This window comes from Reyranella sp., assembly GCF_965229815.1.
Classification (GTDB): Bacteria; Pseudomonadota; Alphaproteobacteria; order Reyranellales; family Reyranellaceae; genus Reyranella.
The window spans coordinates 434492-460471 of sequence record NZ_CBDDJN010000002.1; the positions used below are offsets into that span (position 1 = coordinate 434492).

Sequence of the window (25980 nt, forward strand, 5' to 3'; positions counted from 1 at the left end):
CTCAGGTGGACGGAGCTTCGGCTTTGATCGAGAAGGGGCGACGACTACAAGCTTTGCACGCGCGTTCAGTTCCGTGCGATGGCGATCAGATCCACGAGGATGAGTCCGAAGCCGATCGTCAGGAGGATCGTCACGGCGAGCGCCGCCGCCGTTCCCGCCGCATCCGATGTCAGGATGTCGGCTCTTCCTTCCTTGGGCCTGACATAGAAGAGCAGCGCGAAACCGACGGCAATCATCACCGCACCACCGAGCAACTGTTCCATGGCCTCTTCTCCGAGAGCTGACGGAGAAAAGTATTGCCGAGCGGACGGACGGCGACAATTGGAGATTGGCTAAGGTTTCAACTTTGCAGAGTTTGTGAAGAGCGGCGTGCGATTCACATGCTGTGCGGCCGTCCGGACCGGCTGCGTCAGGCGGAAGACCGGATGGCATCGAAACGCATGATACAACCCAAGCGTGCTCGCGAGCAGAGCCGCCAGCGACAGCGCGGCCGTCACCAGCCCGAACAGCGGTGTCGGGGCGAAGGGCGGCTTGCCGTCGAGGCCGTAGAACAGCACGAGATTCAGGTTGGAGAAGGTGGCGACGGCAATTGCATAGGGTGCGAAGGACGGCTGACGCGACCACAGGACGAATCCCAGGATCGTCGGCACGTAGAGATGGTTCTCGTGGACACTCGCCGACAGCAGGAAGTAGGCGACGAACCCGGCAAAGGCGGCGGTGAGCATCGCCATCGGGTCGCGACGGTACCGGAGGAAGGCGGTGACCAGGATCGGCAGGTAGACGGCGGCGAAGAGAGCCTTGAGCGCCAAGAGCCAGGGCTCCTGGTGCGGCATGTAGAAGAAGAGGGCGATCGGCGGCTTGCCGTAGAGGATCTGCGCCAGCCAGGCGAGGTTGAGCGCCTGGCCGCTCCAGGTATCGCCCTCGAGGGCCAGGAACAGGGCCTCGGCACTGGCCGGCCAGAAGAAGGCGGCGACGCCGCCGGCGATCAGGGTCGGCACGAGGATCAGGGCCACGACATGCCGGGGCCCGCGCGCCCAGGCCTGGTCGAGCCAGAGGATGGCGAGGAACGGCAGCAGGATCAGGGGCTGCCACTTGATCAGGCAGGCGACGGCGAAGGCCGAGGCCGCGAGCGTCGGCCGGCGGTCGAGCGACGCGTAGAAGGCGACCAGGAGGGGAACGGCGTAGAGCACGTCGAGGTACATGAGGGCCGAGCTCGACAGCGCCGTGGCGGCGAGGAAGGCGAGCGAGAGGACCAGGCTGCGCGCATGGACGGCGAACAGCAGGGCGGCGGCGAGCTGCGCGGCGCCGACGAGCGACGACAGGACGTAGAAGTTCTCGGCGCGGGGCAGCAGCCGGTCGGCGAGGTTCAGCAGGATCGCGACGCCCGGCGGATACATGTCCTCCCAGGATTCGTAGCCTGCGCCGAGACCGAGGTCGTGCAGCGAGGCCATCCAGGGAAGGAACTCCTCCGCAACGTCGTCCGACCCCGGCGCCCGGAGGAACAGCAGCGACAGGATCAGCGAGGCCGCGGCGACGGCGACATACGTGCCGATCGCGCGCGCGTCCGCGCCGCTCGCCGACGCGGCCGCGCGGCGCCCGGGCCGCGCCCTGTCGTCCATCCGGCCTGCCCGGTCCTCAGTAGGCTTCGCGCCAGCCGCGCCGGAGATAGGCCGTGCGCACCAGACGGACGGCGACGATGCCCTGCATCACGACGGCGCCCAGGGGAAGAAGGATGACGGCCGGCAGGTCGATCACCAGGTTCTGGAAGAACCCGACCACGGCCACGAGGGCGAAGGCCGCCCCCAGGACGATGAAGATGCTGGCCGCCAGCATCTTGATGGCCGGGCCCAGGAATCCCTTGGCCAGCACGTAGACCGGCCCCGCCAGGCCGGCCCACACATAGGACCATCCCCCGAGGGAATGGGATTCGTCGGTGTTCGGATTGTCGAAGTGGTAGGTCACGAACATCGTTTCCGCCCCCTGGAGGCCCGGCTGCCGCTTGCTTGGTCTGAAACGCCGGATGGCCTGGTCGACTTGTCTCGTTCAGTGGACGGCCCGGCGCAGCGCCGGACCACGGATCCCGACCGTCACGCGGCGACCGGGCAGTCGGAGAACGCTCCTGGTGTCAAGGTTCGTGGGCAGCCGCCGGACCGACAGCCGCAGCGGGCAGCACCGGGCCATGCTCGCGCAGAAGACTCCATCCGGTCGTCATCGGCTGTGCTCCACACTTCACTTCCCGTGGCGAGGCTCCCCAGCCCCGTCACCACCCGGTCACAGTGCTAAGTTCATTTCCCTCTAAGTGCAAGCATTCAACATAGAGGGTGAGTGCAATTTGTTGGGGTCCGGTGGAACCTGTCGACAATCAGGGGACCGGCCGCGCCCGCCACAGACGGATCGTGGCGATCGAGGCCTGCGTATAGCCGGCGGGCTGCGATTCGCCACCGAACGGGGCCCGGCTGGTCATGGTGTTCGTCGTCAGAAGCCCTCCGATGAACGGGGCCGGCAACCCGTCCAGCACGAGTTGGCAGCGCACCGGGAACAGGCCGGGCTCGGGCACGTCGATCCCGAGGGCGAGGCATTCGCCCGTCCCGTGAAACGAGAGCGGCCCCAGCCGGACCTCGGCGTGGAAGTTCTGCCGGGCCCGGTCGCCGGTCGGCCCGAAGCAACCGCGCAGCTCGGCGACCCGGGCCTGGTGCGCGTCGACGATCCTGCCGTCCTCGGGCTGGGAACGGACGCTCCAGAACGAGAAGAAGCGCTCGGCATCCGTCGGGAAGGGCTCGAAGCCCGTTCGCGACCGGCTGCACCACCCGTCGGTCGGCGGCCACGGCTCGCGGATGCTGCGCAGGACGTAGATCTCCTCGAGGGGCTCGTCGGATGCCGATGCCGGCAGCGCGAGCCCGGCGCCAGCGATCCAGGCCATGGCGGCCCAGACCATTGCAGCGGAAGGCGCCAGGCGCCTCATCGCGGCAGCCAGCCGATGCCGTGGGCATGCAGGCTGTGGATGTAGAGCCGGTCGGCCGTCTCGGTCGCGCCGGTCGTTTCCGGATAGGCGCCGGTCGGATCCTGCAGGTCGTCGACGACGCGCCCCTCCGCGTCGAACGCAAAGACGTGTCCGTAGGGCTCGCCCAGCGGCAGCAGGGACCGCGGCAGGCGCAGCAGCAGCGCGCGCAGGAACGGCCGCTGCGCCAGCGAGTCGGCCGCCGGGTTGCGCGGCTTGAACAGGCCGACCCAGTAGCGGCCATCGCGCCCCCGCATCAGGTTGTCGGGATAGCCGGGCAGATTGTCGAGCAGCACCCTTGCCCGGGGCGAGTCCCGCCGCACGTCGAGGTCGCGGGCCGCGGCGTCGAGCCGCCAGATCCGGTAGCGCCCGGTCTCGCTGACGAACAGCGTCCGGCCATCCGGCGCCAGGGCGAGGCCGTTGGCGAACGAGAAGCCATGGGCCACGACGCGGGTGCTGCCGGTCCGCGGATCATGGGCCAGCACGCGCCCGGTCGCGGACTGTTCCAGGATGTCGAGAACGCTGGCTTCGTAGGTGCCGCCCCATCGGGACGGAGCGAACCGCATCGAGGCGTCGGTGAAGTAGATCGTCCCGTCCGGCGCCACGACGATGGCGTTGGCATAGCGCACCGGGTCGCCGGCGGCCACGCGGTCGACCAGCAGGGTCACGCGCCCATCGCCGGCGATGGCGAGCAGGCCCTTCATGGGATCGGCGGCGATGATCCGACCACCGGCGTCGAAGTCGAAGCCGAGGACGCGGCCGCCCGTGTTGGCGAAGACTTCCTGCCGCCCTCCATCGGGGTCCATGCGCAGCAGGTCGCCGCTTTCCATCGCCGCATAGAGCTTGTGATCCGGCCCGATCGCGATCTGCTCCGGGCCGACCTCGCTGCCGGTGGCGATCATGCGCAGGCCGGCCAGGCGGGTATTCGGCGCGAAGGCGCCGGTGAAGCCGGGAGGCGTCGGCGCCGACCACGCCACGGGATCGATCGGGACGGGCCAGAAGCAGAGGTAGGCCGCCAGGCCCACCAGCAGCACGCCGACACCAGCGGCGATCTTCCGGAAGGTGCTCACGTCACGCCTCCGGCCGCCGCGCCATCCGGCACGTGCGGTCTCACTGGGCCCCGGTCCGGCCGGCGCCGGGTCCGACGACGAACCACCAGTGCATCAGCAGGCCGATGCCCCAGCCGAGCAGGACCCACAGGATCCACCAGGGGCGGCCCACCAGGACGTTGACGATCGCCAGCACGACCATCGTGGGGACGAAGACGACCGCGTGGATGTTGAAGCCCTGCTTGCGGGCCGCTTCGCTCATGTGCCTCATGACACTCTCCCGATTCCTCTCCAATTGCCCACCCTCGACCGGCCGCTATTGCGCGAGATAGCCGCCGTCGATCACCAGCTCGGCGCCCGTGACGAAGCTCGCCTCGTCCGAGGCGAGGAAAAGACAGCCATAGGCGACCTCGATCGGCCTGCCGCCGCGCTTCATCGGCGTCGACGCGATCACGGCGTCGTTGAGGTCGGCCGCCTGCGCGTTGGTCAGCGCCGTATGGATGAAGCCGGGATGGACCGAGTTGACGCGGATTCCGTCGCCGACATAGGTCATCGCCGCGTTCTTCGTCATGTTGCGCACCGCGCCCTTGGCGGCGTGATAGCCGTGAGCACCGGCGACCGCGGCGCTGCCCCAGATCGACGAGATGTTGACGATCGAGCCCGGATTGCGGCCGCGCATGACGCGAACCGCCTCGCGCATGCCGAGGAAGACGCCGGTCTGGTCGACCGCGATCATCCTCGTCCACGCGTCCATCGTGAGCTCGTGCAGCGGCTCGTAGGCGATGATGCCGGCGTTGTTGACCAGCACGTCGAGACGGCCGTGGTCGCGCACGACGGCATCGACCGCCGCGGCCCAGTCGGCTTCGCTCGTGACGTCGAGGCGCACCGACCCGATCCCGCTGGAATAGGCCTGCTTCGGCGCGGCGATGTCGCTGGCCACGACGGCCGCGCCTTCCTTGACGAAGAGCTCCGCGACGGCACGACCGATGCCGCTCGCCGCTCCGGTCACCAGCGCCACCTTGCCGTGAAGCCTCATCGTCCGCCTCCCTTGCCGCGACGAGCGTGCGGCGGCGGCCGGGCGACGGCGAGTTAATCGTCGTTAAGCGCGGCTCGCCGGAGAAGCAGGATCAGGCGAGCGCGGCGAGCGAGGCCCGAGCGGCGGCGACCTCGGTGCCCGGGCCGGCTTCCGTGAACTTCGCGCAGGTGCGCTCCAGCACGCCGCTGGCCTCGTCGCGCCGGCCCTCGGCCGCGAGGCTGCGCGCGAGGTCGCGGGCCGCCCGCAGCTCGAACGTCAGCGCGCCCAGGGCCGCGGCGTCCTCGATCGCCGCCGCGAAGCGGGCCTGCGCCGACCGGCGATCGCCGCCGGCCGCGTCGACCAGCCCGCCGATGCGCCGAAGCTCGGGGCGGCACCACCGCTCGCCGTACCGGTCGAGTCGCGCCGCGGCATCGTCGAGCCGCGCCCGCGCCGCGTCGAGCCGGCCGTCACCTGCAAGCGCTTCGGCCAGCATGGCGAGATACATCGGGGCGCGGGTGACGAAGCCGGTCTCGAGCAGGTCGTCGAGGCTGCGGCCCATGGCGTCGATCGCCGACCTCTCGCCCCTCGCCTGGCGCAGCGCCGCCTCGAAGAAGCGCGTGACCCCGTCCCAAACCGCCAGATTGCGGATGGCGAAGTTGCGCTGCAGCGCGCCGATCCCCGCCTCGGCACGGTCGAGGTCGCCCGTCCAGAGCGCGAGCGGCACGCCGGCGAAGACCAGGGCGTTGGAATGCGAGACCGCGTGGTCGACCGCGAGCGCGGCCTCGACCGCCTGCCGGGCGGCGGCGAGGGCGGACTCGCTGCGGCCGCGCAGCCAGCGCGTGAAGGCCAGCGAGCTCCGGATGATGCAGTACCGGTCGATCGAGAAGCGGGTGAGCTGTGCCCGCTTCTCGACGCGGTTGAAGCGCAGCGCGAGCTGCTCGAGAATCTCGTTGCCCGCGCCGAGCTCGCCGACATAGGCGCGTGCCAGCCCGAGCAGGCGCTGGCCGTCGGGAAGCACCGACCAGTCCTCCGCGCGTTCCGCCATCGCCTCGAACTCGAGCAGGTGACCGATCGCGGCGGGGCAGCGGCCTGTGAACGTCTCGAAGATGGAGAGACCCCACAACGAGCGCAGCTGGTACTCGGTGTCGCCGGCCGCGCGGGCCAGGCGCAGGCAATCGAGCCAGGGCGCCGCGGTGGCGGGGAGCCGCGATTCCGACCAGGTCAGCGTCCAGCAGTGCCGGTACGCCAGCCGGGCCTTCAGCCCGACGTCGCAATCCCCGAGGCCATCGGCGACGCGCATCGCCTCGCGCACGCGCCGGCCGCACTCGTCGACCAGGCTGAGGCCCTCCCACAGCGGGATGGCGGCGGCGGTGAGCCGGACGCCGATCAGCCCATCGCCGCAGGCGCCGAAGGCCCAGGCGATGGCGCGGCGCAGATCGTCGACGCGCCGGCCGTGATAGGCGATCCAGTCGTCGGCAACGCGCCAGCGCCACTCGTCCTCAGCCCGTTCGAGCACCGTCAGCAGGTGACGCGCATGCGCGCCATGGGCCTCGTCCCGTTCGCCCCGGTCGTCGAGCCGGGCGAGCGCGTAGCTGCGGCTGCTCTCGAACAGCCGGTAGCGGCGCGATCCGGGCGAGATGTCGGCCAGCACGAACGAGCGGGCCACCAGGCTCTCGATGCCGACGACGACGTCTGCGGGATCGAGACCTGCAGCACCGAGGATCGCGATGACATCGTCCAGCGCGAAGTCGCGCGCGAACACCGCGGCGAAGCGCAGGATGCGGCTCTCGATGTCGGACAGCAGCCGGTAGCTCCAGTCGAGCGTGGCCTGCAGCGTGCGCTGGCGCATCGGCACCGCGAGGTCCGTGCGTTGCAGCAGGTCGAAGCGGTCGCCGAGCCGGTCGAGCAGCTCGGCCGGGCCGAGCGTGTCGAGCCGAGCCGCGGCGAGCTCGATCGCGAGCGGCAGACCGTCGAGCCGGCGGCAGATCAGCGACACGACCGTGGCATTGTCGCCGTCCGCCAACGAGAAGCCGGCCGGGTGCGGCACCCGCGCGACGAACAGCGCCACGGCCGGATGGCGCAGCGCCTCGTCGGCGGAGAGGTCCGCCGTCTTGTCGGGACAGGCCAGCGGCGACAGCCGGCAGACATGTTCCTGGCGCGCGCGCAGCGGCTCGCGGCTGGTGGCGAGCAGCGTCGATCGGCCGAGGTCGCCCGCCAGGACCTCGGCGGCGGCGGCCACGGCGGCCGCCAGGTGCTCGCAATTGTCGAGGATCAGCAGCCGCGACGTCGCGCGCAGGTGATCGCCGACGCCACCCAGGAGATCGTTGAGATCGACGCGCACGCCCAGCGCCGCGGCGATCGCGTGCACGACGATCTGCGGGTCGTCGACCGACGCAAGGTCCACGAAGCAGGGGGCCGCGTCGTGGCGGCCGGCCAGGCGTTCCGCCGCCGCCAGGGCCACGGTCGTCTTGCCCACGCCGCCCGCGCCGACGACCGTGACCAGCGGATGCCGCGACAGGGCCTGGACGACGGCGGCGATCTCGCCGTCGCGGCCGATCACGTCGGGCGGCGGGCCGAACGCGTTCGCTCCCGCCTGCAGCAGGCGCCGGGCCGAGGCGCGGGCCCGGCCCTCGACGGTCACCGGCAGCATGAAGCAGTAGCCGCGTCCGGGGATGTTCAGGATGCAACGCGGAGCGTCGACGGCCGCGCCCAGCACCTTGCGGAGCGCGGTGACATGGACCTTGAGGTTGCTCTCGTGGACGAAGATGCCGGGCCAGACATAGGCTTCGAGCTCGGCCTTGGTCACAAGCTCGCCGGCGCGCTGCACCAGCAGGGTGAGGATGTCGAGGGCCCGGCTGCCGATGCGGACGGGCCGGCCGGCGTGCAGCAGCGCCTTGCGATCGGGCAGGAGGCAGAAGCCGGCGAAGACGTAGGACCGTTCGCCGGGCTGCGGCCGCCAGTCGGCGTCCTCCGGCGGCGTGCCGCCGGGCACGGAGGCGTCGCCGGGCGGCCGGCGCTTGCGTCCTCGATCCACGGATGGCCTGCGCCGCATCTCATTCCGCCAATGCTACGGGAACACGGGGCGACGCGCGCCGGCAGGTCCTCGCGCGCCCGCGGGATTGTGTGGCCCGGTCGGGGGATTCGCAACCGTCGGCGGCAGCGAACGGACCCTCGCCGCCCATGGGGAGATGGAACGATCGCGTCGCTTCGCTCGTTTCCTTGGATGCCGCGACGCCCGGCAGCCGCGACGTTCGGCAAGCGCACCTGACGCGCCCCCCTTGCGATACGACGGAGCTGGATGATCGGCGCGGACCTGGACGCACCCGTGGGACAAGAGTCGTTCTCGTCAGGTCCCGGCGACACCGAGCGACCGAAATCGAGGTAAGCCTTGACCAAGACCGAGCCCGGCGATCATCGCCCCAGGAGCGGCTGGAGCAGCCTCGCGGGCCGCATCTGGCATCGTTCCGTGCACGATCGGCTGACGACGGCCGCGTCGAGCGTGGCCTTCTACCTTCTCCTCGGCAGCATTCCCGGCCTGGCGGCGATCGTCTCCGTCTACAGCCTGTTCGCCGACCCCGGGGACGTGGTCCGCCTGACGCAGGCTCTCGGCGGCGTGGTCCCTCCCGAGGTCGCGCAGCTCCTCACCCAGCAGATCGGGCGGCTGGCCGACCAGCAGGATGCGAGCGGACGGTCGCTGCTCCCGGCTGCCGGATGGCTCGCCTTCGTCCTCTGGTCGGCAAACCGGGGGATGCGCGGCATGGTCGAGGCGCTGAACGTGATCTACGACCATGCGGAACGACGGCCCCTGATCGTCAGGCTCATGCTCACGATGGCCATGACGATGGGCGTCGTGGCGTTCCTCGCGCTGGCGATCTTCGCCGTCATCCTTCTCCCCCTCTTCCTGCAGATCCCGGCGGTGAGCGGGGAATTCGGCCCCCTGCCGGACCTCCTTCGCTGGGCGGCCATGCTCCTCGTCGCGGGCGTGGCCATCGCCCTGCTCCTGCGTTTCGGGCCCAACCGCCGGCGCGTGCATTGGCCGTCGCTGCTCGGCGGCAGCATCGCCGGCGGCCTGTCGTGGATCCTCCTGTCGATCGTCTTCTCGTGGTATGCCCGGACCTACGGCGGCTTCTCGGCCGTCTATGGCTCCCTGGGCTCGGTCGCGGCCTTCATGATCTGGCTGTGGCTGTCCGCCGTCGCCGTGCTCCTGGGGGCGGAGCTCGACGCTGCGCTGACCGCCGCCCGCTCAGGCGATCGCGCCGATGGCCAGAACGCCGAGGACAAGGAAGATCGCGAAGATGATGAGAGCGATCACGAACAGCCATTTGGCGATGGTCCTCGTGCCGGCGGCGATGTCCGTAAAGCCGAAAATGCCGGCGACGACTGATATAAGGAAGAAGACCAGGGCAAGCTTCAGCATTGGATCTCCGTTGTCGGCGTCATCGCCATTCTTCTTTTCATCGCCAGCCACGCCTTGGCGCCGGAGGGGAACGCCCGTTCACCGATTTCGTTCCTTCTAGCCGGCGACGAGGCCGAGCTGGTGCGCCCGGCCGGGCGTGCGTCTCGCCCATCCCAGAACAGGAGTCTCCCATGACCATCATTCCGCATCGCGCCCTTGTCGTCGTCGCAGACGGCGCGGGTGCCATCCTGTTCCACAACGAGGGTGTCGGAGGCGAGATCACCCTTCGCGAGGACCGGCGGCTGTCGCCCAGCCATCTGAGCGACGACGGCCCCTCGGGCGTCCGTCCCCCGGAACAGACGCCGCGACAGACCGACGAAGCGACCTTCGCCAAGCAGCTCGCCCACGAGCTCAACAGGATGAGCGAGCAACACCGCTTCGAGTCGCTGGTCGTCGTCGCCGATCCCCAGACGCTCGGCCAGCTGCGGCCCGCCCTGCACAAGAACGTCGAACGCTGCGTGGCCCTGTCGATCGCGAAGGATCTGACCCGTCACACGCCGGAGCAGATCGCCGCGGCCATACGCGACGCCAGATAGGAGAAGGCTCGGGGAGGTCGCCGCCGAGGCCGTCGCAACGACACAACGGGGTCATGAAATGGCGTCCCCGAGAGGATTCGAACCTCCGACCTCCGGTTTAGGAAACCGCTGCTCTATCCGGCTGAGCTACGGGGACGTGCCGACCAATCTAGCATCCGATGCCGGGATCGTCTGTGCTGATTTTGCGGCGTCGAATCGCCGCCGCTCGCGTCGTCGGTCGCCCCTCTCCCGCAAGCCACGCGCGATGGTCTTCACGGCAAACGCCGCGCGCTGGATCCACCAGGAAGCGGCGGCACCACCACGACCAGAGGAGCGTTGCCGACCGGCGCAATGACCACCTGACGCGCGGTTGAACAGACCGGCTTGGGCGGCACGGCCGGCGACAGGGATATCTCTTCTCCTATCGAGGTGTCTGCGCGCCAATCGACTCCGAAAAGGTTGTGACCAATTTGAAGCAAAGATGCTTCGCGCATATCTCGAGCCATAGATTTGCACCATCGGCGCGGCCGTACGCGTTCGGAAATTTCCCGGCAGACGAATCTCACGTTGATCGTCCTTCGACGCGCTGTACTATCTTTCCAGCGGGTCGGGACGCGAGGTCGTGCCGTCCGCGGATTTGGATCACATCGTTCGCATTGGCTGTTTCCGGGCAGGTTGCCTGACGCGTCCTTCGGTCGTGGCAGGCGCATTTGCGGTTCTTGCCGCTGAGGTCGCGCCATGGAAGCTCTCGGAAGACATTCCGCCACGGTAGGATGGGATCCTGGCCCGCGCGCCCAGGAGCGTCTCAACGCGCTGTTCAAGCGCTATCGCACGGGCGTCGGCGACCGCCTCGAGCCGATCGTCCGCCAGTACAATCCATCGATGCTCGACGGCGGGCAGGTCGAGTATCGCAAGATGCTCGAGCTCAGCGCCAAGATGAACGTGGTCGGTCACGCCTGCGCGGAGATCGGCGGCTTCGACTACGACGAGCGGCGCCACACGATCGGCAGCCTGTTCGGCGCCTGCTGCTTCCTGGCCGACAGCTTCATCGACGATTTCGGCGAGGACGCCACGCGCGACTATCTCGAGCGTCTGGGCACGCTGCTGACCGAAGGCTGGTTCGACCCGAAGACCGACCGCGAGCGGCTGTTCTTCGTGATCGCCGCCCGGCTGTTCGCCGAGCGCGACGTCCTGCATCCCATCGTCCGGCAGGCGGTGCTGCAGCTGTACAGCGCCCAGAAGCAGGACGTGGAACTGAGGTCGATGCGCAGGGACGGCCGACGGCTCGGCCGCACCGAGCTCAACATGCTGAAGCGCTGCGCCCGCAACCGCAGCGGCCACGCCATCCTGGTCCTGTCGGCCTTCCTGCTGCCGGAGCTGCGGCTCGACTACCTGGCGCGGATGTTCTGGGCCGGGGCGCTCATCATGTACATCGACGACCACGGCGACTGCTGGTCCGACCTCGAGAGCAACCGGCTCACCTTCATGAACCAGGTGAGCCATCCCGAGCGCACGCTGCGGCGCCTGTTCCACGTCCATATCGGGCAGCTGGCATCGGGGCTGCCGGACGGCGACGGGCGCGACCTGCTGCTCGCGTTCCTGACCCGCTACTACCTCACGCGGATCGAGAAGCATCGCCAGCAGCGCGCGAGGGGGGCCTCCCCCTGGGCGATCTATGAGTGAGGGGATTCCCACCTCCCGGACCACGCTCGTCGATGCGGTCGGCCTGCGCATCCAGGAGCTGCACGCCTCCGGCAAGCTCGCCGGCAACCAGCCGCTGCTGCGCATCGACAACAGCGAGCGGGCGCGGCAGGCGCCGTTCCAGTTCGACGCCGCGCGGGGGCAGCTGCACCGCACCGGCTGCCGGGCCATCCCGTCAGGCTCCCGCTCGGCGCTCTACGCCGTTTGGGAGGTCAATGCGGAGAGCCAGGCCGTCGCCTGTCCGCGCTGCCGTCCGATGGACGGAAAGGCCGCGCCGGCGAAGCCCGAAGCCAAGCCGCCGCCGGAATCCGGCCCGCATCGCGACGCCAAACACGCCGAAGAGGTCCGGGCGGACCGGGCCGCCCAGGCGGAGGGCCGTCCAGCTGAAGCCCGGCCCGGCACGGCGAATGGCCGCCCGCAGGACGACCAGACCGTCGACATGCTGTACGGCGTCCTCGCCCTCTTCAGCCAGTTCGGCGGCGTGCTGCGCGAGCGCGGCCAGGAGTATCGCCGCAGCGGCGCCGGGGCCGCGCTGGGCGGCCGCATCGAGAAGATCTACGCCGAGGTCAACGAGAACGAGCGCAACGTCCTCGACGTGCTGACCAGCTCGCTCGGCACGCTCGCCGCGGCCCTCCGCGATATCGAAGGCGGGCTTGCCGGCGAGCAGGCCCGTGGGGCCGGGCCGCGCGGCGCCGGGCCGGCGGCGGCTCCCCCGCGGCAAGACGAAGCGCAATAGGAGGCCGCCGATGCCGAGGATCGTCATCTCGCTGAACCTGGGCCCTATGGTGAAGATCGAGATCGAAGGCGACAGCTGTCCGGAGATCGTCGAGGCGCTCGCGGGCTTCGAGAAGCTGAACGACACGGTCGACAGCATGTTCTCGGATCTCGCCCAGCGCGTCTTCCCCGAGGGCGTGCCCGCCGGCGAAGAGGAAGCATCATGACCCGACGGCGGATCGATCTCGCGGGCCATCCCGACCTCGCCACCCGGCTGCGCTTCCACGACCTGTCGTTCGAGGTCGCGGCCAGCGGCACCGTCGAGGTCGCGGTGGGCGACGTCCATCTGCGCTTCGACGAGATTCCCGTCCACGTGCGCATCCCGTTCCTGCGCCGCCGGGTGCAGGCGGGCGCGATCGGTCCGTTCGGCGTGCACATGAAGCCGCTCGAGGGGCGTATCCGGGTCTCCGAGATGGTGACCCGCGGCGTCGTGGGCGGCAAGGACTCGGGCCTCGACGTCCAGGTCAAGGGCGACTGCAAGGGCACGATCGAGATCTCCGACGACGCGGAACCGCCCGGCAAGGATCCGCCCGGCAAGGACAAGGCCGCCAGGGAGAAGTCGAAATGATGGCCTTCCCTCACCATCGACGGGGGCGCCACCGCGGCGGGGTCACCGACGTCTACCATCACGTCGTCTGCCGCCATCAGGTGGAGATCGAGGTCTGGCCGCCCCGCGCCGAAGTCAACTTCCGCGACGACTGGACCGCCAACGTCGCGACCACCCAGGTTCGCTTCGAGGCGCAGGTCTACAATTCGAGCCAGGGCTTCGTCTGGGACGTGCGCGACATCGGCGGCGGTCCCGGGCAAGGCACGATCGACGCCTCCGGCCTCTATCGCGCGCCGCCCAAGGGCGCGCTGGCCAGCGGGACCACGGAGCTGGTCATCGCGACGTCCCGGGAGGATCCCCTGCGCAAGGCCTTCGCCTGGGTGAGCCTGGTGGGTCTCGGCCCCCGGCCGGCCAAGGCGGCGGAGGTGGCGATCTTCCCGCGGCGCATCAACCTCTATTATCGCCAGGGCGCCAACAACGACATGATCGACGACTGCAACAAGCGTTGCCAGTTCGAGGCGATCGCCTTCAACAGCGGCGCCGCGGTCGAATGGCTGGTGAACGGCGCCCTCCAGGCCGGCACCGGACCATGGTTCCTCTACCAGACGCCAGCGAACGGCGGCACCGCCGTGGTCACCGTCAGGGCCCGCCTGCAGGGCAGTCCGGCCGTGTTCGACGAAGCCAAGATCTCGCAACTCAACTACGACTGGCCGGGCATCTAATGCGCCCGCTGCCGCTCCGGAGGGAGCCATGGTGGATGTAAAGGTCAAGCAGGTCCGCGACATCGATCCGCTGGATATCAATCCGCTGACGATCAATCCCCTGACCGTCAATCCCCTGACCGTCAGGCCGATGGCCGTGCACCTGAAGGAGCTGAACCAGGTCGCGCCGCTCTCGGTGGAATCGCTCCGGGTCGATCACGTGCGTCACGTCGATCCCCTGCAGATCGACCAGCTCAACATCACCAGCCTGCCGACCGTGAACCTGACGATGAGCCAGATGCCGGCGCTGGACATCAACGTGAGGCGCGTCCCGCCGGTCTCGGTCGCCCTCCATCAGCAGTTCGAGATGTGCTCGGACTACACGATGACGGCGCGCATCCTCGGCCTCGCGCTGATGCGCCTGTCGCTGGCGGGCCGCACCACCATCACCCCGAAGGATTGCGCCCGGCGCGAGCAGTCGAGGAGCCATGAGCGCAGCTTCCCGGACGTGGCGGCGCTCGGCAACCCGGCCATCCCGAACCGCGCCGTCGAGACCTGCACCCAGACCGTGACCCGCCGGAGCGCGCCGCCGCCCGTCCGCCGCCACGTCCATGCCGGGATGCCGCGCTTCGGCTACTCGCTGCAGCAGGCCGGGACTTCCGGACCCGCGACCGACAGCGCCGTGAACGGAGGCTGACCATGCGCCCTCCCCCCACCACCATCATCCCTCTCGCCTGGTCACGCTCGGCGAGAACCTCGCGATGATCGTCGAGACGGCGAGCCTCTCGGCCATGGCCCTGGGATCGCTTGCCCGCACGCTGCTCGGCGCGCCCTTCCGCGAGGCACGGGGAGGCCACCGCTCCGCATGCGACTGCACGGTCCGGCATCATTATCGATGCTGCTGCGAACCAAGCATGTATCGCTGGGGAGGCAGCTGAGATGGCCGGCGAGACACCCTCTCCGAACGGGAATTCCGGCCCGGCCGGGCCGGAAGCTTCCGCAAAGCCGCCCCTGCAGGGACCCGGCGCGGGCGCGGACCTGCGCGAGCGAATCGACCAGATGGGGAGCATCCTCGCCAAGGGGCTCGATCTCGCCGAGGCCGGCGTCAGCCTCGGCGTCACCATCCTCAACCGCGTGAGCCTCGCGGCCCAGCAGAAGATCCGCGAAGGCCTCGACGAGGCCGCGCAGCCGCCGGGCGGGGCACAGGCCGAAGCGCCGCCGGGCCCGCCCGGCGTCGCTCCCGAGGCGCCGGCCGACGCCGGCGAGAGCGGCCCGTACGGCCTGACGAACCGGCTGCCGCTCGTGCCGGGCGGCGAGGTCAGGATCTCCTTCTCGGTCAACAACGACTCGGCCACCGACGTCCGGAAGGTCGAGTTCAAGGTGCAGGGTTTCGCCGGCGAGTCCGGCCAGGCGGCGATCGACGCCGCGTCCTTCGCCGTGCGGCCGGGACAGAAGACCATCGCCCCGGTCGATTTCGAGAAGTTCGTCCTGAAGGGCGTCGTGCCAGAGACGACTCCGCCCGACGTCTATCGCGGCGTCGTGGTGGTCCACTCGGACAAGGACCTCTTCATTCCCGTGATCCTGGTGGTGACGCCGCCGTGAGGTGAGAGGCTTCGATGAGCACGCTCTACGACGTCATCGTGGTGGGGGCAGGGCCCGGCGGATCGAGCGCCGCGACCTTCCTCGCGCGCGACGGCGCCCGGGTGCTCGTGCTCGACAAGTCGGCCTTCCCCCGCGACAAGGTCTGCGGCGACGGGCTGACGCCCCAGGGAATCTACTGGCTCGACCGCCTGGGCTGCGTGGACGAGGTCCTGCGCCACACCAAGGGCTGCATCAAGAGCGCCGACATCGTCATCAACGGCGAGAAGGTGCTGACCGGCGGCTATCCGCCCGACACGATCTATCCCGACTTCGCCATCATCCTCGACCGTCGCCGGCTCGACAACATCCTGCTGGAGCATGCGATCGCGAGCGGCGCCGACTTCCATGACGAGGTCGTGGTCCGCGATGTCGAGATCGGCCCCGACCACGCGACCGTGACCGGCGAGCGCCGCGGCACGCCGGTCGACTATCGCGGCCGCATCGTCATCGGTGCCGACGGCGTCAGCTCGGCCGTCTCGCGCGCCATCGGCAATGTCCTCAAGGACGGGGTGATGGCCGTGTCGCTCCGGGCCTACTACCGGGACTGCCGCGGCGACGGCGCCCGCATGCAGGTCTACTTCGACCGGGAGTACTTTCCCGGCTACGGCTGGCTGTTCGTCGACGACGAAGGATTCGCCAACATCGGGCTGGGCTGCCTGAAGGACCGGCGCTTTCCGCTGCGCCACAATCTCGGCGCCAGCTTCCGGCGCTTCATCGCCGAGGACCTGGCCGACATGCTGGCCGATGCCACGCCGTGCGGATCGGTGTCCGGCGGCTCGTCCGGCTTCTTCCGGCCGCGAGCCATCTCCGCCGCGCGGGTCATGCTGATCGGCGACGCCGCCAACCAGGCGGACCCGCTGAACGGCGGCGGCATCCACAAGGCGATGGAGAGCGCCTGGTGCGCGGCCGAGGCCTGCCGGACCGCGCTCGCGGACGGCGACTTCTCGGAAGCGTCGATGCGGCGCTATGCCGACCTGTGGAGCCGGCAGTGGGAGGCCGACTGGCGGGCGGCCGAGCTCTTCATGTCGATCGCCAAGAACCCGAGCCTCAGCGACTTCGGCCTGTTCGTGCTGCGCCACATGGGCCGGCTCAGCATGTCGGATCCCAAGTTCCGCACATTCGCCGGCGGCATCTTTGCCGGCATCGTGTCGCAGGATGCCTGGCTGGCGGTGCGCGCGCTCTATCACGCCTTCCCCAAGGACCGCGCCGCCTGGCTCGACCTCCTGCGCGCGAGCGGACAGGAGGTCGGGGGCGAGATCGCCGCCGGGACCGTCAACCTCACCGCCGGCTACCTGGCCAGCGCCACCCGCGCCGCCTTCAGCATGGCGAGGGACCCCATCGCCAACATGGACTGGGGCCTCGACCTCGCGACCAAGGCCGCCTGGCTCGCGCAGAACCGGCTCGCGGGCAGCCCGGCCGCGGGAGGAGAGCCATGACGGTCCATGACGTCATCGTCGTGGGAGCCGGCGCGGGCGGCTGCGCCGCCGCCAGCCTGCTGGCCCGCCAGGGCGCCGACGTGCTCCTGCTCGACCAGTCCGCGCCCCCGCGCGACACCGTCCGCAGCGACGGGCTGATGCCGCAGGGCGTCTACTGGCTCGACCGGCTGGGCTGCGTGGACGCGGTGCTGGCCGAGGCCAGGGGCTGCATCAAGGGCTGCGACCTGTACCTCGACGGCCGGCATCTGCTGACCGGGCGTTTTCCGTCCGATTCGCCCTATCCGGATTTCGCCCTGCTGGTGCTTCGCCGCCGCTTCAACGAGATCATGCTGGCCCACGCCGTGTCGTCCGGCGCGCGCTTCGCCGGCGGGACCATGGTCCGCGACGTCGCGCGGGATGGCGGGGTGATGCGCGTGTCCGCCGATTGCGGCCGCAAGGCGGTGGAACACCGCGCGCGCATCGTCATCGGCGCGGACGGCGCCAGCTCCGCCGTGTCGCGCTCGATCGGCAACAACCTGAAGGACGGGGTGCTCGGCCTGTCGGTGCGCACCACCTATGCCGGGGTGAAGTGCGACGCCGGCATCCGCGTCTACTTCAACCGCGGCTTCTTCCCGAGCTACGGCTGGATGTTCATCGACGAGCACCAGACCGCCTGCGTCGGCGTCGGCTGCGCGGTCGACCAGAAGTTTCCGCCGACCGACAGGCTGGGCGCGGCGTTGCGCCAGTTCATCGAATCGGACCTCAAGGAGACGCTGGCGGATGCCCGCCGGATCGGCCCCTTCTCGGGCGGCATCGCCCCGCACTTCCGGCCGGACGCCATGACCGCCGACGGCGTCGTCCTGATCGGGGACGCCGCCTGCCAGGCCGACCCGCTCAATCGCGGTGGCATCCATACCGCGATCGAGAGCGCCTTCTACGCCGCCGACGCCTGCCGCCTGTCGCTCGAGAGCGGCGACTTTTCGCGTACGGCGCTCGCCCGCTACGAGGCCCTGTGGGGCGCGCACAGCGAGCCCGACTGGCGCACCTCCGAGATCTTCATGTCGCTGGCCAAGAATCCCGGCCTGAAGGAACTCGTGCTCTTCCTGCTGGAGCAGGTGGGCACGCTCGGCGAGGCGGATCCGCGGTTCGGCGCCTTCGCCAGCGGCGTCTTCAGCGGCGTGGTCTCCCAGTCGAGCTGGCTCAGCATCCGTGCCCTGTCCGACGCCGTTCCCCGCGACCCCGCCGCCTGGGCTTCCCTGCTGCGCGAGAACAGCCGGAGCAAGACGAGCGTCGCCGCCGGCTCGGTTCGCCTTCTGGCCGGCGCCGTTGCCAGCGCGGTTCGCGGCGGGGCCGGGCTGGCGCGCCGGCCGGGCCCGTCGATCGACTGGGGCCTCGAGGTGCTCACCAAGGCCCTCACCTTCGCCGACCGGCGTCTCGCGGCCCCGCGCACGGCGTCGTCACCGGAGAATTGAAACAGCAAGAAAGGTCACGTCATGGCATCCCTGTTCGACTCCGTCAGAAACCTGATCCACGACACCGCCCAGGGCATGATCGACGCCCAGGTCACGACCAAGGTGTCGGACATGGTCACGAACTTCGTCAGCTCGGGGCTCGCGGTGACCAACGACACCTTGAAGATCGTGCGCGACGTCACCTTGCCGCCGCCACCGCCCCCGCCGCCCGGACCCTGAAAGCCCGCAGCCATTTCCAGCCCAGGAGAGCCACCCATGTACACGGGACATTGGAGTCATTGCGGCCATCAACCGCCCGCCGGCCACCACTACTATCCTGCCGTGCTGCTGGCCCGGGAGATCGACGTCGACAGCGCCACGTCGTCCCGGGACGGCCTCGTCGGCGGCGCGCGGCCGGTCTTCCTCTCCCTCGAGTATCTGGTGGAGGCCGGAGCGGCCTCGCCCGCCGTGAAGGTGACGACCAACGCTGCCGGCTCGAGCGCCACCTGGAGCGACGACGCGCCGGCCGAGGGCTACACGGTGCGCCAGGCGGTGCTGAGCGCCGCGCCCGGCACGAAGGTGACGCTCTCCGTGAACAATGCCATCGCGCGCCTCAGATGGTGCGAGCTCGTCTGTTGCTGAACCCTTCCCCTGGATGAACGCGCGCACCGGCGCGGCAAGGAGACACGTCATGAATCCAGCCCACTTCGCCACCTACACCGGCGCGCGCGCGCTGCCCTTCGCGCCCCATGGCCATGCCTATGGGCCGGGGATCTGCAAGCGGTGCGGATGCGCCTCCGCCGACTGCCGGTGCGGCTGCCGACAGTGCCGCAAGGAGGCGAAGGACCTCACCTTCACCGCCGATCCCAAGCTCAACGTCCGCGACAACGCCGCCGCGGGACTGGCCGTCGCCCATCTCGCGTCGTTCGCCGCCGCGTCGGGGACCACGACTGCAGCGGCGGCGGCGGCTCCCGCCGCGGTGCCGGCGACGGCCTTCATCGGCGGCGGGTGCTGCGTGCACATCTCGCTGGAGTATGCGCCGATCGCCGCCACGGCACAGTCGGCCGTCGCCGTTCTCGTGCGCGACACCGAAGGCACCGTGATGCTGTGGGAAAAGATCAACCCGGCGGGCGTCCACTACCAGGTCAAGGAGAACGTGGTCACGACCAAGCCCGGCGCGACCATCCTGCTGTTCGCCATCAACGCGACCGTGCGGGCGCGCTGGTGCGAAGTGTTCAGCTGCTAGAGCCGAGAGGAGACCGTCATGGCGCGTACCCGGACGACCAAGAAGCCCGCTTCCCCGAACAAGGCGCAGGCAGAGTTCGAGAAATACACGAGACGCCGCCAGGCGCAGGCGGCATCGACCGGACCATCGGCCCGCGTGGTCGGCCCCGAAGTCGCGGCCGGGACCTTCCCCGCCAGCGGCCTCACCTGGGCGGCGCCCCCCGGTGTCGGGATGGTGCCGGTCTATGTCGCCGGGCCGCCGCCCGGCCCGGGAGACGCCGGCGGCCCCGGCAGCGCAGCGGGTCCTGGATTGACCGACAGCATCGGAACTACGGTGCGCCTCGGCGTGGACCTGCTGAACGCGGCCCTGTTCAACACCGCGAAGATCCTCGGCGGCTTCACCGGTTCCTACGGCTACGACGCGCACGATGGCAGGGGGCACGGGTGCGGCTGCGAAAGCTGCTGCGAGCCATCCTGCTGCCAGCCCGACTGCTGCGGCTGCGAGTGCTGCAATCCGGGCGTCGGGAGCTGCTGCTGAGGCAGCGCCGGCGTCCCCTCCGGGGGGCCGGGCTTCGGAGGCTGCCCGAACATGAAGGTATCGTGACAGCCGCGTGCCGGAGGCGGATGTCTGCGACCTGGTCACAGAAGTCGGACCTGGCCGACGGTCATTCACTCAGCCAAAAAAACCCGTCCGCCGGTTGCTGCGACGGAATATTCCCACCGGGGGACCTCTATCGAGAAGAAGCCTTGTCCATCCTGCAGAAAGTTGCGCCGGTCATCGTGACCATGCGAACCATCCTGGCGAACTGGGCTTCCGTCGAGATGACACCGGTATTCCACGCTGCCTGCCTAAACTTTTCGAACTGCTCAGGCTCTTTGGCGTACGGAGCGCGGATTGGTTTCTTGGGCTTTTGCTCGATCTGGCGTGACATTGCAGAGCGCTTGCTCCCCTTGTTATTGATCTTGGACAAGCCGGGGGCCTTTCGACCTCGCCCTTAGATTATCAGTATCGCAGGCCCTGCCAAACTGCCGATTTGCATACCTTTCGTCCAATAGCGACCCGCTATCGGCGCATAAACAACCCATTCATTTTATGTTCCCGAATCATTCGCCGGGCGGTCCCGCCGTCATTGCCCGCCGGCAGCCGGTCACTTGACGGTCACTTGCCGATCACTTGGTCGGATAGCCGTACCGGTCGACATTGGCTTCGCGATCCGGGGCGTAGCCTGCGTCGAAAACCCGGACCCTGCCATTCTGCAGGAGCGTCGCGAGCGCGTAGGTAAGGGCCAGCGCCGCGACGAGGAGGACCACGCCCCGAACCAAGCCCTTCAGAAGTGGGTCCATGACCCCGCCCCATCCTGTTGACCCACGGGTGGACCAACGTCGAGGCGACGCGCCGAGTTCCGGGTCGTCCGCGGGGGCCGGCGGCAGGTCTGCCGTCAGTCCTTCCAGAGCATCACGCCGCCCTTGATGCCCGCCTCGTTGGGCACCACGGTGACGTCGCCGGCGAGGTCGAAGTTGATCTTCCGGGCGTTGCCGCCGCCGATGTAGAGGCGGTCGAAGTTCGTCAGCACGCGCATGTTGGCGATCGCCTTGGCGACCCGCCGATTCCACCGCTTGGTGCCGACATCCTTGAGGGCCGCATTACCGAGCTGCTCGTCGTAGGTCTCGCCATGCCGGAACGGATGGTGGCCGACCTCCATGTGCGGACCGGGCCGGCCGTCCTGGAAGAAGCTGCTGCCGAAGCCGGTGCCCAGCGTGATCGTGGCCTCGACGCCCTCGCCCGAGATGACGGCGAGCCCCGCCAACTCCGAATCGTTGGCGATGCGCACCGGCTTGCCCAGCGCCTTGCCCAGCCGATCGGCGAGAGCGTAACCCTTCCAGGCGTCGTTGCCGAGGTTGGGCGCGGTCAGGATGCGGCCCTTGCGCACCACGCCCGGAAAGCCGACCGAGATGCGGTCGAAGGCGCCGAGAGGGGCGACGAGGCCGGTCAGGACCTCGACGAACTTGTCCGGCGTCGCCCCGACCGGCGTGTCGATCCGCACCCGATCGGTGACCATGTCGCCCGCGGCGTCGAGCAGCGAGGCCTTGAGCCCCGTCCCGCCCACGTCGATCGCCAGCGTCCGAATGTCCCCGGAGCTCTTCGACTCGACCGATCCACTGTCCGCCACGGCACGATTCCCCGCTTGCTCACCCGCTTGCCGGGCCACATTGCCACGCCGTCGCGGCATGTCGACTCTGAATTGCGCCGGCCGGCGCGGTGGTTCCGGCGGGAAACGGATCCGGGCGAGCGGCGTTGCGCTTGACGTCGATCAAGGCAGGCCTCCCGGCGCGACCGGACACTCCACGGTCGGGCCGCCAGGCCCGAGGGAGGGCGCCGATGCGCAAGCTAACCGATGTCATCCTCGACCAGAATCCGCTGGTGCGAAGCGAGGAGACGACCGTCCAGGAGGCGTGCGCGGCCATGCGCGACGCCCAGGCGGGGACGGTCCTGGTGACCGATGGGAACGGCCGGCTGGCCGGGATCTTCACCGGCCGCGACGCGGTCGGCCGCGTGCTGGCCGAGGGGAGACCCGCCGCGACGACGGCGCTGGGCGAGGTGATGACCCGCGATCCGCTGACGCTGAAGCCCGAGCAGACGGCGATCGATGCCCTGCGCCTGATGTGGGACGGCGGCTTCCGCCACGTGCCGCTGGTGCGCGAGGGCCGCATCATGGGGGTCGTGTCGCGCGGCGACTTCAAGGGCCTCGAGCTCGGCCGGCACGAGGACGAGCGGGACCTGTGGGAGCACATGCGCTGAGCGGCGACGGACGAAATCGCCATTGCGGCGCGATGGCGGATCGGCGGCGTGCTATGCTTGGCGCCGTCCGCCTCCTTCCCGCCCGGAGTTCGTCCTGCCGATCCACTGGGAAATCGACCATGACCGACGGATCGTGAACGTCGTCACCCTGGGCGACGTCTCGCGCGAGCAGATCGCCGGATACATGGACGGGCTCGCCGCGGCGGGCGCCATGCACTACGGCAAGCTGCTCGACACGTGCGGCGCCGACAGCCGCCTGCCCAGCGCGCGCGAGATGCAGGACATCGGCATGACGATGCGCGACTATGCGAATGGCGGGCCGATGGGGCCGCTCGCGATCGTCGTCGACCAGGAATCGCGCATGCAGATGGCCCTGTTCGCCGATGCGGCCGGCCGACAGCGGCCGGTCCGGCTGTTCGAGGACCGCGGCGCGGCGATTCGCTGGCTGATGTCGGTGCTCTAGGTACAGCCGCGTTGCCTCCCGGATACCCGCATACTACGGTCGGAAGGACACTCGAGCGGGGACAGGGCTGATGATTCGGTGCGTGCGGATCTGGACGGGAGACGACGACAATTCGCACGCCGAGGAGGGCTGGATCGATCTCGCGCCCGGCAGCCATGGTGGCGACCTGCTGACCGGCAAGATCGGGACGACCCATGCGTCGTTCCAGGAGACGAAGTCGGGCGGCACCTTCGCCTGGCACACCGCGCCGATCCGCCAGCTCGTCATCACGCTGAGCGGCACGCTCGACTTCGAGACCCGCGGCGGCCAGCACTTCACCCTGAGGCCGGGCGACATCCTGCTGGCGGAGGACACGACGGGCGGCGGCCACAGCTGGCGGCTGGTCGACGAGCAGCCCTGGCGCCGGCTCTACGTGGTGCTGGAGCCCGACGTGCCGGTGCCCTTCAAGCGCGCCAACCAGGCCTAGGCGGAGACCCGGCATGAGCGAGACGAGCGAGGCGACCACGGCGGATGTCGTCCTGGTGGGCGCGGGCATCATGAGCACCACGCTGGCGGTCTTCCTGAAGGAGCTGCAGCCGCATCTCCGGCTGGAGATCATCGAGCGCCTGCCCGGCGAGGCGCAGGAGAGCTCGGGCGCCTGGAACAATGCCGGCACCGGCCATGCCGCCAACTGCGAGCTGAACTACACGCCGCAACGCAAGGACGGCACGGTCGACATCGCCAAGGCGCTCGAGGTCAACATCGAGTTCGACCTGTCGCGCCAGTTCTGGTCGTACCTGATCCGCAAGGGCGCCATCGCGTCCCCCGATTCCTTCATCCATCCCGTGCCGCACATGAGCTTCGTGATCGGCGAGGATCGCGCGGCGTTCCTGAAGAAGCGCCACGCCGCCATGAGCGCCCATCACTGCTATCGCGGCATGGAGTTCAGCCAGGACCACAAGCAGATCGCCGAATGGGCGCCGCTGATCATGGAGGGACGCGACCCCAACCAGATCGTCGCCGCCACCCGCATGGTGACGGGCGCCGACGTCAACTACGGCGCGCTGACCAGCAACCTGATGAACTATCTCAAGACGCAGGACCGGTTCAGCGTGCATTTCCAGCACGAGGTGACGGGTCTTCAGCGCCGGCCGGCCGGCAGCGGCTGGCAGCTCGACGTGCGCAACCTGCAGACCGGCGAGACGCGGCGCATCGGCGCCAACTACGTCTTCCTGGGCGCCGGCGGCGGCGCGCTGCCGCTGCTGCAGAAGTCGGGCATTCCCGAGGCCAAGGGCTTCGCCGGCTTCCCGGTGAGCGGCATCTGGCTGCGTTGCGGCAAGCCCGAGATCGCCGCCCGCCATACCGCCAAGGTCTACGGCATGGCCGCCTCGGGCTCGCCGCCGATGTCGGTGCCGCATCTCGACACCCGCATCATCGACGGCAAGCGCTGGATCCTGTTCGGCCCCTATGCCGGCTTCTCGACCAAGTTCCTGAAGCACGGCTCACTACTCGACCTGCCGATGTCGGTCCGGCCCGACAATCTCCTGCCGCTGCTGGCGGTGGCGCGGGACAATTTCCCGCTCGAGGAATACCTGGTCGGCCAGGTCTTCCAGAGCTCGGGCCACCGCTACAAGGCACTGCGCGAGTTCTATCCCAACCTGAACGAATCCGACTGGGAGCTCGACGTCGCCGGCCAGCGCGTCCAGATCATCCGCAAGGACAAGGTGCGCACCGGGACGCTGGAGTTCGGCACCGAGATCGTCCACTCCGCCGATTCGTCGATCGTCGCCCTGCTCGGCGCCTCGCCCGGCGCCTCGACCGCCGCCTGGATCATGGTGCACATGCTGGAGAACTGCTTCCATCCGCAGCTCGTCGGCCACTGGGTGCCCAAGCTCAAGGAAATGATCCCCTCCTACGGCCACGACCTCAAGACCGACGCGGCCGTGCTCGAACGGGTCCGCAAGGACACGGCGGAAGTGCTGGGGCTCCACACGGTCTGATGCCCGGCCGCCCACCGCCGGCGGAGGCGCTCGACGTCCTCCTGCGTTTCGGCGCGCTGATGCTGCGGTCGGGCGACACCGCCTTCCGGGTGCGCGACGCGATGGGCGATCTCGCGCGGGCGCTCGGCGTCGGCCGCCTGTCGGTGCACATCACGCTGGGCGTGATCACGGCCACGGCCGAGAGCGAGGGCGGGTCGGCCACGGTGATGCGCGAGGTGCCCCCTCTCGGCGTCGATTCCGCCCGCATCGCCGCGCTCGAGCAGCTCGCCCGCACGGCCGGGCCGGGTCTCGCGCCCGCGTCGCTGGCGGCCGAGCTCGACGCGATCGAGCGGGCCCCCGCCCTGCACGGCCTGCCGCCTGTGGCACTTTCGATGGCGGTCGCCTCGGGCTGCTTCGCATGGCTGAACGGCGGCGATGCGCTGGCGATCGCCGCCGCGGCCGCAGCCGGCGGGCTCGGCCAGACCGGACGCACGCTGATGTCGCGCGCCGGGGTCAACCAGTTTGCGATGGCGGCGCTGTGCGCGGTCCTGGCCGCCGGCAGCTACTGCCTGATCGTGATGGGGTTCGGCGTCCGCAGCTTCACGCTCGCCCATGCCGTGGGGTTCATCTCGTCGGTCCTGTTTCTCGTCCCGGGCTTTCCGCTGGTCGCCGCGCTGCTCGACCTCGTGCAGCACCAGACGGCGGCCGGCATCGCGCGGCTGTTCTACGCCATCCTGCTGACCCTGGCCGCGGCGCTCGGCCTCTCGGTCGTCGCCGCCCTGGCCGGGCTCACGCCCGCGCCGGCGGGCGCGGCGCAGGGCCTCGATCCCCTGACGCTGCTGTGGCGCGCCGGCGTCTGCTTCGCCGGCGGCTGCGGCTACGGCATCCTGTTCAACAACCCGATGCGCACCGTGCCGGTGATCGGCCTGCTGACCATGGTGGGCAACGAGCTTCGGCTCGGCCTGCACGACGTCGGCATGGGGCTGGCGCCCGCGACCTTCTTCGGCGCGCTGGCGGTGGGCCTGCTGGCCTCGACGATGCGCGAGCCGCTGGGCGTGCCGCGCATCACGCTGACGGTGCCCAGCATCATCCTGATGACGCCCGGCCTCTACGCCTTCCAGACCATCGTGTTCCTGAACCAGGGCCGCCTGATCGAGGCGATGGGCGCCGCCGCCGTCTGCAGCTTCGCGGTCGGCGCCATGGCGACGGGCCTGGTCGCCGCCCGCTTCCTCACCGCGCGGCGCTGGCGGATGGAACGCTGACGCGGCGCTC

The 25980-nt window shown here is 69.7% G+C and carries 31 protein-coding genes, 1 tRNA gene and 1 pseudogene; 20 read left to right on the forward strand and 13 right to left on the reverse strand.

Annotation, left to right across the window (positions count from 1 at the left end; all coding sequences use genetic code 11):
* Nucleotides 1-65: 65 nt before the first annotated feature.
* From ACO073_RS02520 to ACO073_RS02555, 8 genes are all read right to left on the reverse strand, one after another.
* Nucleotides 66-263 (reverse strand): hypothetical protein, encoded by a 198-nt coding sequence (locus ACO073_RS02520; RefSeq protein WP_421994941.1) that lies wholly within the window; start codon nucleotides 261-263, stop codon nucleotides 66-68.
* A gap of 69 nt (nucleotides 264-332) precedes the next feature.
* Complete coding sequence (locus tag ACO073_RS02525) at nucleotides 333-1619, reverse strand: hypothetical protein (protein ID WP_421994943.1); 1287 nt, start codon at nucleotides 1617-1619, stop codon at nucleotides 333-335.
* 16 nt (nucleotides 1620-1635) lie between these two features.
* Nucleotides 1636-1968, reverse strand: a complete 333-nt coding sequence (locus tag ACO073_RS02530) for a hypothetical protein (protein WP_421994945.1) — start codon at nucleotides 1966-1968, stop codon at nucleotides 1636-1638.
* A 394-nt stretch (nucleotides 1969-2362) separates the two neighbouring features.
* Nucleotides 2363-2920 carry a hypothetical protein gene (locus ACO073_RS02535; protein ID WP_421994947.1) on the reverse strand — a complete coding sequence of 186 codons (558 nt, stop codon included), beginning with the start codon at nucleotides 2918-2920 and terminating at the stop codon, nucleotides 2363-2365.
* A 38-nt stretch (nucleotides 2921-2958) separates the two neighbouring features.
* Nucleotides 2959-4068, reverse strand: a complete 1110-nt coding sequence (locus ACO073_RS02540; RefSeq protein ID WP_421994949.1) for an SMP-30/gluconolactonase/LRE family protein — start codon at nucleotides 4066-4068, stop codon at nucleotides 2959-2961.
* Nucleotides 4069-4108: 40 nt separating this feature from the next.
* On the reverse strand, nucleotides 4109-4309 hold the full coding sequence (locus ACO073_RS02545; protein WP_421994951.1) for a 2TM domain-containing protein: 201 nt from the start codon (nucleotides 4307-4309) through the stop codon (nucleotides 4109-4111).
* A gap of 54 nt (nucleotides 4310-4363) precedes the next feature.
* A complete protein-coding gene (locus ACO073_RS02550; protein WP_421994953.1) occupies nucleotides 4364-5083 on the reverse strand; it encodes an SDR family NAD(P)-dependent oxidoreductase in 720 nt (239 codons plus the stop codon).
* A 91-nt stretch (nucleotides 5084-5174) separates the two neighbouring features.
* Nucleotides 5175-8096, reverse strand: coding sequence for an ATP-binding protein (locus ACO073_RS02555; protein WP_421994955.1), 2922 nt, complete (start codon nucleotides 8094-8096; stop codon nucleotides 5175-5177).
* 354 nt (nucleotides 8097-8450) lie between these two features.
* On the opposite strand from ACO073_RS02555, the pseudogene ACO073_RS02560 reads away from it, so the two are divergent.
* A pseudogene (locus ACO073_RS02560) lies at nucleotides 8451-9287 on the forward strand (YihY/virulence factor BrkB family protein); the annotation flags it as partial.
* Between the two features lie 18 nt (nucleotides 9288-9305).
* On the opposite strand, the gene ACO073_RS02565 reads toward ACO073_RS02560, so the two are convergent.
* A complete protein-coding gene (locus ACO073_RS02565) occupies nucleotides 9306-9479 on the reverse strand; it encodes a DUF1328 domain-containing protein (protein WP_421997380.1) in 174 nt (57 codons plus the stop codon).
* Between the two features lie 170 nt (nucleotides 9480-9649).
* On the opposite strand from ACO073_RS02565, the gene ACO073_RS02570 reads away from it, so the two are divergent.
* Nucleotides 9650-10054 carry a host attachment family protein gene (locus ACO073_RS02570; RefSeq protein ID WP_421994957.1) on the forward strand — a complete coding sequence of 135 codons (405 nt, stop codon included), beginning with the start codon at nucleotides 9650-9652 and terminating at the stop codon, nucleotides 10052-10054.
* A gap of 59 nt (nucleotides 10055-10113) precedes the next feature.
* On the opposite strand, the gene ACO073_RS02575 is transcribed toward ACO073_RS02570, so the two are convergent.
* A tRNA-Arg gene (locus ACO073_RS02575) sits at nucleotides 10114-10190 on the reverse strand.
* 581 nt (nucleotides 10191-10771) lie between these two features.
* Here ACO073_RS02575 and ACO073_RS02580 point away from each other — a divergent pair.
* The 13 genes from ACO073_RS02580 to ACO073_RS02640 all read left to right on the forward strand — a co-directional run bounded on the left by ACO073_RS02580 (nucleotide 10772) and on the right by ACO073_RS02640 (nucleotide 20025).
* Complete coding sequence (locus ACO073_RS02580; protein ID WP_421994959.1) at nucleotides 10772-11716, forward strand: hypothetical protein; 945 nt, start codon at nucleotides 10772-10774, stop codon at nucleotides 11714-11716.
* Nucleotides 11709-12470: a hypothetical protein gene (locus tag ACO073_RS02585; RefSeq protein WP_421994961.1), complete on the forward strand. Its 762-nt coding sequence runs from the start codon at nucleotides 11709-11711 to the stop codon at nucleotides 12468-12470. Before ACO073_RS02580 ends, ACO073_RS02585 begins: the two co-directional genes overlap by 8 nt.
* A 10-nt stretch (nucleotides 12471-12480) precedes the next feature.
* Entirely contained in the window at nucleotides 12481-12675 is a 195-nt protein-coding gene (locus ACO073_RS02590) for a hypothetical protein (RefSeq protein ID WP_421994963.1), read from the forward strand.
* A complete protein-coding gene (locus ACO073_RS02595) occupies nucleotides 12672-13076 on the forward strand; it encodes a hypothetical protein (RefSeq protein WP_421994965.1) in 405 nt (134 codons plus the stop codon). Before ACO073_RS02590 ends, ACO073_RS02595 begins: the two co-directional genes overlap by 4 nt.
* Nucleotides 13073-13777, forward strand: coding sequence for a hypothetical protein (locus ACO073_RS02600; protein ID WP_421994967.1), 705 nt, complete (start codon nucleotides 13073-13075; stop codon nucleotides 13775-13777). The genes ACO073_RS02595 and ACO073_RS02600 overlap by 4 nt, the downstream gene beginning before the upstream one ends.
* A gap of 28 nt (nucleotides 13778-13805) precedes the next feature.
* Complete coding sequence (locus ACO073_RS02605) at nucleotides 13806-14453, forward strand: hypothetical protein (protein ID WP_421994969.1); 648 nt, start codon at nucleotides 13806-13808, stop codon at nucleotides 14451-14453.
* A gap of 362 nt (nucleotides 14454-14815) precedes the next feature.
* On the forward strand, nucleotides 14816-15358 hold the full coding sequence (locus tag ACO073_RS02610; protein WP_421994971.1) for a hypothetical protein: 543 nt from the start codon (nucleotides 14816-14818) through the stop codon (nucleotides 15356-15358).
* A 14-nt stretch (nucleotides 15359-15372) separates the two neighbouring features.
* Nucleotides 15373-16833, forward strand: coding sequence for an NAD(P)/FAD-dependent oxidoreductase (locus ACO073_RS02615; RefSeq protein WP_421994973.1), 1461 nt, complete (start codon nucleotides 15373-15375; stop codon nucleotides 16831-16833).
* Entirely contained in the window at nucleotides 16830-18284 is a 1455-nt protein-coding gene (locus ACO073_RS02620) for an NAD(P)/FAD-dependent oxidoreductase (protein WP_421994975.1), read from the forward strand. Before ACO073_RS02615 ends, ACO073_RS02620 begins: the two co-directional genes overlap by 4 nt.
* Nucleotides 18285-18305: 21 nt before the next feature.
* Complete coding sequence (locus tag ACO073_RS02625) at nucleotides 18306-18503, forward strand: hypothetical protein (RefSeq protein WP_421994977.1); 198 nt, start codon at nucleotides 18306-18308, stop codon at nucleotides 18501-18503.
* A gap of 36 nt (nucleotides 18504-18539) precedes the next feature.
* On the forward strand, nucleotides 18540-18905 hold the full coding sequence (locus ACO073_RS02630; RefSeq protein WP_421994979.1) for a hypothetical protein: 366 nt from the start codon (nucleotides 18540-18542) through the stop codon (nucleotides 18903-18905).
* 49 nt (nucleotides 18906-18954) lie between these two features.
* Entirely contained in the window at nucleotides 18955-19509 is a 555-nt protein-coding gene (locus tag ACO073_RS02635) for a hypothetical protein (RefSeq protein ID WP_421994981.1), read from the forward strand.
* Between the two features lie 18 nt (nucleotides 19510-19527).
* Nucleotides 19528-20025: a hypothetical protein gene (locus tag ACO073_RS02640; protein WP_421994983.1), complete on the forward strand. Its 498-nt coding sequence runs from the start codon at nucleotides 19528-19530 to the stop codon at nucleotides 20023-20025.
* Between the two features lie 193 nt (nucleotides 20026-20218).
* On the opposite strand, the gene ACO073_RS02645 is transcribed toward ACO073_RS02640, so the two are convergent.
* The 3 genes from ACO073_RS02645 to ACO073_RS02655 all read right to left on the reverse strand — a co-directional run bounded on the left by ACO073_RS02645 (nucleotide 20219) and on the right by ACO073_RS02655 (nucleotide 21658).
* A complete protein-coding gene (locus ACO073_RS02645; RefSeq protein WP_421994985.1) occupies nucleotides 20219-20458 on the reverse strand; it encodes a hypothetical protein in 240 nt (79 codons plus the stop codon).
* Nucleotides 20459-20657: 199 nt separating this feature from the next.
* On the reverse strand, nucleotides 20658-20831 hold the full coding sequence (locus ACO073_RS02650; protein WP_421994987.1) for a hypothetical protein: 174 nt from the start codon (nucleotides 20829-20831) through the stop codon (nucleotides 20658-20660).
* Nucleotides 20832-20926: 95 nt separating this feature from the next.
* Nucleotides 20927-21658: an ROK family protein gene (locus ACO073_RS02655; RefSeq protein WP_421994989.1), complete on the reverse strand. Its 732-nt coding sequence runs from the start codon at nucleotides 21656-21658 to the stop codon at nucleotides 20927-20929.
* Nucleotides 21659-21867: 209 nt separating this feature from the next.
* Between ACO073_RS02655 and ACO073_RS02660 the strand changes: the two genes are divergently transcribed.
* From ACO073_RS02660 to ACO073_RS02680, 5 genes are all read left to right on the forward strand, one after another.
* Entirely contained in the window at nucleotides 21868-22287 is a 420-nt protein-coding gene (locus tag ACO073_RS02660) for a cyclic nucleotide-binding/CBS domain-containing protein (RefSeq protein ID WP_421994991.1), read from the forward strand.
* Between the two features lie 133 nt (nucleotides 22288-22420).
* The gene (locus ACO073_RS02665; protein ID WP_421994993.1) at nucleotides 22421-22750 is read left to right on the forward strand and encodes a hypothetical protein; all 330 of its coding nucleotides are present in this window, start codon (nucleotides 22421-22423) and stop codon (nucleotides 22748-22750) included.
* Nucleotides 22751-22832: 82 nt separating this feature from the next.
* Nucleotides 22833-23216: an AraC family ligand binding domain-containing protein gene (locus tag ACO073_RS02670; RefSeq protein WP_421994995.1), complete on the forward strand. Its 384-nt coding sequence runs from the start codon at nucleotides 22833-22835 to the stop codon at nucleotides 23214-23216.
* A 13-nt stretch (nucleotides 23217-23229) separates the two neighbouring features.
* Complete coding sequence (gene mqo / locus ACO073_RS02675; RefSeq protein WP_421994997.1) at nucleotides 23230-24729, forward strand: malate dehydrogenase (quinone); 1500 nt, start codon at nucleotides 23230-23232, stop codon at nucleotides 24727-24729.
* Entirely contained in the window at nucleotides 24729-25970 is a 1242-nt protein-coding gene (locus ACO073_RS02680; protein WP_421994999.1) for a threonine/serine ThrE exporter family protein, read from the forward strand. The genes mqo and ACO073_RS02680 overlap by 1 nt, the downstream gene beginning before the upstream one ends.
* Nucleotides 25971-25980 lie beyond the last annotated feature (10 nt).

Bases quoted from the DNA above. Each gene is read 5' to 3' on its own strand.
- ACO073_RS02650 (WP_421994987.1), bottom strand. From the start codon at position 20,831: ATGGACCCACTTCTGAAGGGCTTGGTTCGGGGCGTGGTCCTCCTCGTC.
- ACO073_RS02610 (WP_421994971.1), top strand. From the start codon at position 14,816: ATGGGGAGCATCCTCGCCAAGGGGCTCGATCTCGCCGAGGCCGGCGTC.
- ACO073_RS02530 (WP_421994945.1), bottom strand. From the start codon at position 1,968: ATGTTCGTGACCTACCACTTCGACAATCCGAACACCGACGAATCCCAT.
- ACO073_RS02535 (WP_421994947.1), bottom strand. From the start codon at position 2,920: ATGGCCTGGATCGCTGGCGCCGGGCTCGCGCTGCCGGCATCGGCATCC.
- ACO073_RS02580 (WP_421994959.1), top strand. From the start codon at position 10,772: ATGGAAGCTCTCGGAAGACATTCCGCCACGGTAGGATGGGATCCTGGC.
- ACO073_RS02600 (WP_421994967.1), top strand. From the start codon at position 13,073: ATGATGGCCTTCCCTCACCATCGACGGGGGCGCCACCGCGGCGGGGTC.
- mqo (WP_421994997.1), top strand. From the start codon at position 23,230: ATGAGCGAGACGAGCGAGGCGACCACGGCGGATGTCGTCCTGGTGGGC.
- ACO073_RS02660 (WP_421994991.1), top strand. From the start codon at position 21,868: ATGCGCAAGCTAACCGATGTCATCCTCGACCAGAATCCGCTGGTGCGA.
- ACO073_RS02590 (WP_421994963.1), top strand. From the start codon at position 12,481: ATGCCGAGGATCGTCATCTCGCTGAACCTGGGCCCTATGGTGAAGATC.
- ACO073_RS02550 (WP_421994953.1), bottom strand. From the start codon at position 5,083: ATGAGGCTTCACGGCAAGGTGGCGCTGGTGACCGGAGCGGCGAGCGGC.
- ACO073_RS02615 (WP_421994973.1), top strand. From the start codon at position 15,373: ATGAGCACGCTCTACGACGTCATCGTGGTGGGGGCAGGGCCCGGCGGA.
- ACO073_RS02595 (WP_421994965.1), top strand. From the start codon at position 12,672: ATGACCCGACGGCGGATCGATCTCGCGGGCCATCCCGACCTCGCCACC.
- ACO073_RS02565 (WP_421997380.1), bottom strand. From the start codon at position 9,479: ATGCTGAAGCTTGCCCTGGTCTTCTTCCTTATATCAGTCGTCGCCGGC.
- ACO073_RS02525 (WP_421994943.1), bottom strand. From the start codon at position 1,619: ATGGACGACAGGGCGCGGCCCGGGCGCCGCGCGGCCGCGTCGGCGAGC.
- ACO073_RS02640 (WP_421994983.1), top strand. From the start codon at position 19,528: ATGGCGCGTACCCGGACGACCAAGAAGCCCGCTTCCCCGAACAAGGCG.
- ACO073_RS02520 (WP_421994941.1), bottom strand. From the start codon at position 263: ATGGAACAGTTGCTCGGTGGTGCGGTGATGATTGCCGTCGGTTTCGCG.
- ACO073_RS02635 (WP_421994981.1), top strand. From the start codon at position 18,955: ATGAATCCAGCCCACTTCGCCACCTACACCGGCGCGCGCGCGCTGCCC.
- ACO073_RS02680 (WP_421994999.1), top strand. From the start codon at position 24,729: ATGCCCGGCCGCCCACCGCCGGCGGAGGCGCTCGACGTCCTCCTGCGT.
- ACO073_RS02605 (WP_421994969.1), top strand. From the start codon at position 13,806: ATGGTGGATGTAAAGGTCAAGCAGGTCCGCGACATCGATCCGCTGGAT.
- ACO073_RS02630 (WP_421994979.1), top strand. From the start codon at position 18,540: ATGTACACGGGACATTGGAGTCATTGCGGCCATCAACCGCCCGCCGGC.
- ACO073_RS02570 (WP_421994957.1), top strand. From the start codon at position 9,650: ATGACCATCATTCCGCATCGCGCCCTTGTCGTCGTCGCAGACGGCGCG.
- ACO073_RS02620 (WP_421994975.1), top strand. From the start codon at position 16,830: ATGACGGTCCATGACGTCATCGTCGTGGGAGCCGGCGCGGGCGGCTGC.
- ACO073_RS02625 (WP_421994977.1), top strand. From the start codon at position 18,306: ATGGCATCCCTGTTCGACTCCGTCAGAAACCTGATCCACGACACCGCC.
- ACO073_RS02585 (WP_421994961.1), top strand. From the start codon at position 11,709: ATGAGTGAGGGGATTCCCACCTCCCGGACCACGCTCGTCGATGCGGTC.
- ACO073_RS02545 (WP_421994951.1), bottom strand. From the start codon at position 4,309: ATGAGCGAAGCGGCCCGCAAGCAGGGCTTCAACATCCACGCGGTCGTC.